This is a genomic window from Methanosarcina sp. UBA411 (assembly GCF_002495725.1).
Taxonomy (GTDB): Archaea; Halobacteriota; Methanosarcinia; order Methanosarcinales; family Methanosarcinaceae; genus Methanosarcina.
Map to the genome: position 1 here is coordinate 56,210 of NZ_DAGK01000033.1, position 8,139 is coordinate 64,348.

Consider the following 8,139-nt stretch of genomic DNA (forward strand, 5'->3'; position numbering starts at 1 on the left):
GAGACACTAGTGTGTATTTGAATCGCAGAAACTGCACAAATCCAATTTAATTATCAGCTTTAATCTGCAATTCGCTACCGGAAGTAAGTCTAGAATATAAGGCATAAATGAAATTACCAATAAAAATAGTCAACCAGGCAGTTAATAAGAATACCAATATATGACCAGCCCCAGAACCCCACCCACCAGGTTTGGTTAAAATGGCTACATTTTCATTATGCCGTTTAAGCTTCCACCCAGAAACAATATGGTCTTCAACTTCCTGCTGTAACTTCTCTTTTGAAACTCGCTTAACACTAATATTCACCATGGTACCTTAAACCCCTTTTATGATACATATCTTGCAATAATCAAATTTACGCTGGCTCGCACTACTGCAATAAACGAAGATTCGACTGAAATGAAAATTCGTTTCATATGATAAGGTACTTGTAATTCTTAGTTGAGCAACCCCTTCAATTCCTCAATGTTTTCCAGAGTCCACCAGCAAGTGTGTAAGTCCTGATTAATTACTGAGTTGACTATAACTGATGCAATACCTACCACAAAAATGGGATTAACCTATAGCGAACTTTTTGACAGTATTCTTTATAGCCTGCTAGATTTTTAGATAGAAACTTTTCCTCATCAAGAAGTCTCCAGATAATTCCCAGCGTAAAGGGAATAAATATAAGTAAACCCCACCATGAACCAAGCGCGAGAGGGGTACCTAACATCATAACGAGACCACTAACATACAATGGATGGCGTACTACGCTATACGGTCCAGTTGTTATTACTTTTTGACCGGCGGTTACTTCGATGATTGCGGATGCAAAAACGTTTTCTCTGAAAACGAGAAAAAGTAGAAAAAATCCCATAACTACGAGAATATCGCCCAGGATGACAATGTAGAAAGGAACATGCGACCAACCAAAACGATGATCAAATGTGGAAATAACGAGAAAGGCAATAAACAGTATGAAGGAAAAGAGCTGTATAATCTTCTGAGTTTTTTCCTTTTCAGCACCTAGTCCAGCATTAACCCTACGAGCCAGAAGTTCAGGGTTTACTCTCCATAAGTAAAAAGTAATCGCTGCTGATGACCCAACAAATATAATTGAATAAACCCACGCTTGCCAGAAATTAAATGAACCTGCAGGAACAAAAAGGAATAAACCGATAATGATAATAAGCTCTACAAAACCAAGCAGAGTTTTCATTTTTAGACTATAAGTGACTGTGTTATCAGTATTCATTTAATTAACTCCTCAATTCATGCGCTTAGAAGTCCCCAAAGCATTAGCAGAATTTCAATACAAGTTAACAATCCAGCTTAGAACCTCTCTGAAAAGTCAGCGATGCATGTTGAAAAAAGCCACAATGGATTATAATATAATTTCTCATTTAGTAACACGTCCTAATATGTAGTTTACAGAGAGGAAGACGACAATAGCAAGAACGGCGTAAACTGCAAAAAGCAAAAGTGAACCGTACCTACTTAGAATAGGGTTTGTGTTATTTATCTGCTCATTGGTTGGATACATAATGTCTTGCTTGTCATTGCTGTGATCTAAACCCAGAGCATGCCCCAATTCATGCTTTGTAATGGCAAGCATTGCAGTATCACTATAAGAAACCCATTCTCCCCACTGAGAATATCCGACTCCAAGCGTTATATCTACGCGTATAAATCGCCCGTTGACAATGAATGGAATTGTATCGCCTGCAGCTCCAGCAGGAACACTCTCATCTGTCTGCAGATTTTCGGCCCATCTTATCCTGATGTCAGCTTTTTCGGAATCCACAATTTTAAAAACGGGAGTATAATCCAGTTTTCCGTTTCCTCCTTCTGCCCAGTAATTCAGGGCTTTTTGTACCTGTGCGTAATAAGTAGGACTATAGTGTGGAGGTACACTTTTGTTATCTATATACACGGTGATAGGGGAATGATCCCACGGATGATCTAAAATTTTTGGATAATTAAACTCGGAAGCTGCCGGAGCTATGGGTAAAATAAGTACCGTCGACAATAAAAAGAGTAATCTTATTCCAGACGTACTGTCTCGGGTGATATAAACCTACCTCTCTATATTGTTATTTAAATGATCCTGAGAACTTAAACAATATTATCAACAAAACGAACTTAAAGGCAACTGCTGATTTAACACAGGCATATTAAGAGCAATATGTAGAGGAGAAAAGTGAGATAACTGATCTGATTTCAGTCTTTTTTTTCGTTTGCTAACCAGTTTGATTCACTGTTCATAGAGGTCACTTCCCCTATGGTTTTCGGTTGTTCCCCTTCACTACTCTCTTTGCTCATCTGCGAACGAACTTTCATGAAGTAAGCCAGGGCTGCAATAGGTAAAGCGTAGCCTACTCCATATACTGCTAAATTTATTTTTTCCGGTTCAAAGATAACGCTCAAGAAATTAACCCCAAGTACAACAACAGTGAGCCCCACGAGGTTCAGTTCTAGCTCTTTAATACTATTTACTTTCACCCATTCTGGTAAAGTTAGGGGCTGAACAAACAACTGGTAGAGCCCGAAAGACGTAAGAAATAGTACCGTACCAACTAAGAAAAGGTGGACAGTCTCCACAATTTCAACAATAATATTCTCTTTTGGACCTGCTTCTGATATTCCAGTAATGACTTCTCCCACAAAGTGAACAATATCTATGCCGCCTTTAACAAATAAGGTGCAAGCAGCAATTGCCAACCCTATCACTGGGATCAACACGAAAAAACGCATTCCTGCAATAAATCTTACAACTTTCACTGGCAGGCTCCTCCTTGTTTTGTCTTTCTTTTTTCATTCATTGCCATATTTATTACAAGAGGACATCTTGTAAGGCGGAAGTCGCAAGGACACCAATAGTTCCAAGGAAGTTCAAAAAGGAAACTGTCTCAACCATTCTTCTCTTCCACATCTTTTTTCAGTCATGCGCCATCTGGTCAAGTGCCGCAGCAATTGCAAGAACCAGGGCAGCATCCTGTCCTGGAGAAACTTCCACTCCATAGGTATCTCTTATCCGGAACCACTTTTTAGAGACCTCTGCAACTTTTTTCTTTTCGACTTCAATATCGTATTCGTGGTTCAGGATATTGCCCTGGACATCCATTTCAGGTCCTCCCGACACTTCAACTTTCCAGCGGTCTCGCAGAGGAGTGATCAGAGCTTTTTTGATCGTCGCGACTGTTTCACCTCCCGCATCCTGGATGTCCATCGTATCCTTTATCCTGAGAAGCTTCTCCTTGAGCTTATACAGTTCATTTCCCTGCATATCTTTGATAATTAGGGTATTGCGTATGCGAAGAGCTTTACCGTCCACATAGAATGCTTTCTCCCCAGCTTCGTTTTCTATCCAGTAGTCATCTCCTATGGTAACAAGTTTTTCGTGCATTTTGTAGCGTTGTACGCCTTCTTCTCCATGGCTCCTGAGACCACCCATGATTCGCCTAATCAAAACCACTCCCTTTGTTTACTACATTAACTTACCTGCCTTTGCGGTATTTATTCATTTTTTATAGATCAGAGAAGGATACTCATATTACTGAGCATTACCTTGAAGGAGTATAATTTTCCAGATAGAGGACTTCAACTGTCAGGTGCTCCCGATTCCTTGCAAAAGCTTTTCCAGTACCTGATCAACGGTAAAGCTTGCCGCCTTCTGGCGCGGAGGAAATTCTTTAAACGTTTCCAAAAATTCTCCTACTACATCCTGGGCTGGCACCACCAGGAACGCGTGATCTAGCAGCCAGTCGTAGTAGGTGTTTGAGGTCTGATCCGCCCTTTCAAATGGGTCAGTGCGCAGGTTGAATATTTTTGGTACACGCAGAGGGACAAAAGGTTCAGCCCAGACCAGAAGCGTACCGACGGCGCGCTGCTCCAAAAAGATCATTTTCCAGTTGTCGTACCGCAAAGCTACCATGTCTCCATCGTCTGAGAAGTAAAAGAACTCAATCCTGGGTGATTTCTGCTCCTTCCCGATCAGGTAGGGCAGCAGGTTATAGCCATCAAGATGTACCCTGAAAGTTTTGTCTCCTGCTTTGTAGCCTTTTTTAAGCTTCTCCTTAATATCCGGTTCTCCTGCTGCGGCAAGCAAAGTGGGAAGCCAGTCCAGGTGGCTCACAATCTCATTAGAAATTGTGCCCGCCGGGATCTTGCCAGGCCAGCGCATTACTTCAGGAACACGGAAAGCTCCCTCCCAGCAGGAGTTTTTCTCGTTGCGGAATGGAGTCATAGCTGCATCGGGCCAGGAGTTCATATGTGGTCCGTTGTCTGTGCTGTAGATAACAATGGTATCGTCCACAATGCCGATTTCATCCAGCAAATCAAGCAGCACGCCTACCTGCCGATCATGCTCAATCATGGCATCATGGTATGCGGACTGCCAGCGTCCCGACTGTCCCCGTATCCTGTCCGGGATGTGAGTCCTAAAATGCATCCTTGTAGTATTGAACCAGACAAAGAAAGGCTTGTCCGCCTCATGTTGACGTTTAATAAAATCGATTGCAGCATCCAGAAACTCTTGATCTACTTCTTCCATTCTTTTTCTGGTCAACGGGCCGGTATCCTCAATGCGGCCGTCGGCATAGCTGTGGATTACGCCCCTGGGGCCATAGTTCTTCCGGAAATTTGGAAAGTCTTTTTCAGGTGGATAATCTCTTTCTTCAGGTTCCTCTTCAGCATTTAAATGATAAAGATTGCCAAAGAACTCGTCAAAACCGTGGTTGGTAGGCAAGTATTCGTCCCGGTCACCGAGATGGTTCTTTCCAAACTGACCAGTTGCATAGCCAAGAGGTTTGAGTAATTCGGCAATTGTAGGATCTTCAGGCTAAATTCCTACTTTGGCTCCGGGCATTCCCACCTTGCTCAACCCTGTACGGAATACACTCTGTCCTGTGATAAAAGCCGCCCTGCCGGCAGTGCAGCTCTGTTCTCCGTAAGAGTCCGTAAACGTGATGCCTTCATCAGCAATCCTGTCAATATTTGGTGTTCTGTATCCCATCAGCCCGTCGCTGTAGCAGCTAAGATTGGTGATTCCGATGTCGTCTCCCCAGATGACCAGTATATTTGGTTTCTTTTCTTCCATTCTTAACCCCCCAAATAGAATGGTTGATATCCCGGTAGGCAATTTAAATCAACCTTCCGAAGTTTGATAGATAATTTGATTTTTTCTTTACTGTACCCGTTTTTTCTCGCAATCATAATTGATCCAGACTACGTCTGAACCCCTTGATTTACCTGCTTCTCATCTTCCTTTTCTCGTTATTTTCCTGAGACCATGACAGCGTTTAAACTTTCGGCCACTGTCGCAGGGACAGGGATCATTGCGTCCGGCACGTTCAAAAGCTTCTTCCAGGGCAAGGACTCGCATTATCTCTGCTGCCGGATAACCTCTACGTATTAATCCTGCCAGAATCTGCATCGGAAAGTCAATGTGGTGAAAGAAGGCTTTCCAGCCCTCACAGAGGTAGTTCAGTTCCTGTGAGCAGTCAGCGGTAGCCAGAAATCGGTTTTTTGGGCATTCCCCTCTACAGGCGAAGAGCACGTCACATTCACGACATACACGCGGCAGCAAATCGCGTTTATTCTGCCCAAACCTGTACTGCCTGTCAGAGGCGGCAAGCTCGCTTATCTCTTCGTCTATGATATTTCCCAGCAGGTAGTCAGGCTCCACAAAATGGTCGCATGAGTAAAGATCGCCATTGTGCTCCAGAGCAAGCCCAGTACCGCATGTTTCTTCAAAAACGCACATGCCTGAAGGCATCCCAAGCCATCTGCGAGCAGAAGCTTCAAAAGTCTGCACGAATATCTTTCCCACATCATTTCTTACCCACTCGTCAAAGATGCGGCTCAGGAAACTTCCAAGTTGTTCAGGCTGCACAGAACGGTTCGAGATCGTTTCTCCTTTCTGGTAAAGAGTAGATCCATCCTCATTGATTCGCTCTACAACCGGAATAAACTGAATCCAGTCTGTCCCTGCTTCATCTCGAAGGAAGCGGTAGACTTCCAGTGGATAGTCAGCGTTGACTCGGTTGACTGTTGTCAGGACGTTGTATTCCACATCATGTTTTTGCAACATGCGAAGCCCTTGCATGACCCGGTCAAAAGTCCCCTCTCCCTTTTTGTCTACTCGATAGGCATCGTGCAATTCACGAGGACCGTCGATACTGATTCCAATGAGAAAGTTATTTTCCTTAAAGAAGCGACACCATTCGCCGTTCAGCAGCGTACCGTTTGTCTGCATCGTATTTTCGAATGTCATGCCTGGCTTTCTGTACTTTTCCTGTATTTCGATTGCCCGCTGGTAAAAATCTATTCCCATCAGGGTAGGTTCACCCCCCTGCCAGGCAACAGTTACCTGCGGGCTGTGGTGAGCTTTGATAAGCTGCCGGATGTAATTCTCCAGAACTTCGTCTGACATGCGGAATCTGCTGCTTGGGTAGAGTGCTTGTTTAGCTAGAAAGAAGCAGTAGGAGCAGGCCAGGTTGCATATCGCTCCAGTTGGTTTTGCCAGCACGTGGATTCTGGATGGAAGATAACTTTGTGTCATTTCCCCTCTCCTTTCTCAGGATTGTCTACCAGGGAATTTTTCTGAGTTTTCAACGAGATCTGAATGGTAAGTTTTTCCAATGACGATCTACAACGCTTCATCTTTGTTTATTGCTGTATCATAACAATTACATCCTAGTTTCCTTATCTTCAAACAACTTGCCACTTACGTTCACTGTTGCACTGTATCTTGCCAGTGAACCAAAGAGAGCAGGTAGTCGGGTGTGACCAGAGACTATGGACCCATATCACAGGTATCTCACTGGCTAACGCAAGTAAAATCGGAGATATTAAATGGTATCCATTCTCCTATCAGCTTTGGAGTTTCCTGGTAAATATATAAAAATAGGGAAAGGAACTGACTTTTTGCTCCTCTCCCTCACTCACTTTGTTTAAGAATCGTTGTCCTTGCCTTACAGCCGATTTCCCGGAATATATGCATTCTTTGATAGGCGTTTTTTTTCGATTAAAGCTTAATATGCTGGAGCTGCTTCTTCTTCTGCAAAGGCAGCACGCAGTTTGTCTTCTTCCTCCCTGGACAGGTTGGAAGCAATGAGCTCAAACTTTAATGGCCTCATGGCCTCTAAAACTCTATCCTGTACGGCATCGCTGGTCATGAGGAAGAGAGCTGAGGTGCCCTCAGTTACTTTGCTCCGAACTGACCTAATAAAATCTTCACTGATACCGATATCGGTCATTGAGCCTGTCAGTGCCCCTATAGTAGCTCCGACCGCCAGACCAATTATCGGGACAAAAAAGATCAGACCGAATAGCATTCCCCAAAAAGCGCCACTCAGTGCCCCTGCACCTGCTAAATCATGTAACTGTTTGGTCTTTGGCTTCTTTTTCCCCACAGGCCAAGTGACTATAGCTGCATCATGAAGGTTTAGTAGACGCTGTTTGTTCAAATCCTTTACTATGTCAAGTGCTTTATCCGCACCATCTGCGGTTTCAAATTTAAGAACTGTTAAAGTTGTCATTAATCAAACCCCCTTCATTTATTTGCGAATTCAACTTGCCGTTATTTTCATGTCCTTGAACTTATGCGGAACTGTTATCCAAGTTATTCTCTGTTCACTAAAGATGTGACTTCATATCCGGGCAGACAATATTTCACATGTTTTTAGGCGTTTTTTTCGGTATTGCAGATGATACCGCGCAGGTTTGCAGAAGTTCTTTAAGAAAAGGGGAAGTTCAAAGCTGCCTACATCGGATATTCAGGAATGTACAATGTCAGGAAGCATAAATGAACCACTCTATGCCAGTCATATACTGCTGTCAAGCTGTTATTTGCCCCCATCAAAAGTTAGCGTTCAATCGTAGCTTTTGCCGTCACAAATAGGGATCTATCTCCCTTTTTAACTCCCCGCATAGGATCAGACCAGGCAGGCAAAAACTTGTCAATTGTCTGTACGATAATGCGGAAAACAATATGCAAGCTTTTTATTCGGCTAATTAATTCTAATTTAATATTATTTCCCCACCACATATTCTTTGCAAACCTGCAACCCCAATCCACAGGCCCGGATTAAGCAAGCTGACAGAATTCAGCAGGCTAGCTGATAGAATTCAGCAGGCTAGCTGATAGAATTCAG

At 43.3% G+C, this 8,139-nt stretch carries 7 protein-coding genes and 1 pseudogene; all 8 read right to left on the reverse strand.

What is annotated here, in order from left to right; translation table 11 throughout:
- Nucleotides 1–46: 46 nt before the first annotated feature.
- The 8 genes and pseudogenes from BP861_RS12870 to BP861_RS12905 all read right to left on the reverse strand — a co-directional run bounded on the left by BP861_RS12870 (nt 47) and on the right by BP861_RS12905 (nt 7,524).
- Complete coding sequence (locus tag BP861_RS12870; RefSeq protein ID WP_292376159.1) at nt 47–310, reverse strand: hypothetical protein; 264 nt, start codon at nt 308–310, stop codon at nt 47–49.
- A 229-nt stretch (nt 311–539) separates the two neighbouring features.
- Nucleotides 540–1,238, reverse strand: a complete 699-nt coding sequence (locus BP861_RS12875; protein WP_292376161.1) for a methyltransferase family protein — start codon at nt 1,236–1,238, stop codon at nt 540–542.
- 144 nt (nt 1,239–1,382) lie between these two features.
- Nucleotides 1,383–2,012 (reverse strand): matrixin family metalloprotease, encoded by a 630-nt coding sequence (locus BP861_RS12880; protein WP_292376163.1) that lies wholly within the window; start codon nt 2,010–2,012, stop codon nt 1,383–1,385.
- Between the two features lie 191 nt (nt 2,013–2,203).
- Nucleotides 2,204–2,764, reverse strand: coding sequence for a YqhA family protein (locus tag BP861_RS12885; protein ID WP_292376164.1), 561 nt, complete (start codon nt 2,762–2,764; stop codon nt 2,204–2,206).
- A 157-nt stretch (nt 2,765–2,921) separates the two neighbouring features.
- A complete protein-coding gene (locus tag BP861_RS12890; protein WP_292376166.1) occupies nt 2,922–3,452 on the reverse strand; it encodes an LURP-one-related/scramblase family protein in 531 nt (176 codons plus the stop codon).
- Between the two features lie 138 nt (nt 3,453–3,590).
- Nucleotides 3,591–5,081: pseudogene (locus tag BP861_RS12895) on the reverse strand (arylsulfatase).
- Nucleotides 5,082–5,240: 159 nt separating this feature from the next.
- Nucleotides 5,241–6,545, reverse strand: coding sequence for an anaerobic sulfatase maturase (locus BP861_RS12900; protein ID WP_292376168.1), 1,305 nt, complete (start codon nt 6,543–6,545; stop codon nt 5,241–5,243).
- Between the two features lie 472 nt (nt 6,546–7,017).
- On the reverse strand, nt 7,018–7,524 hold the full coding sequence (locus BP861_RS12905) for a DUF1269 domain-containing protein (protein ID WP_292376170.1): 507 nt from the start codon (nt 7,522–7,524) through the stop codon (nt 7,018–7,020).
- Nucleotides 7,525–8,139: the final 615 nt, after the last annotated feature.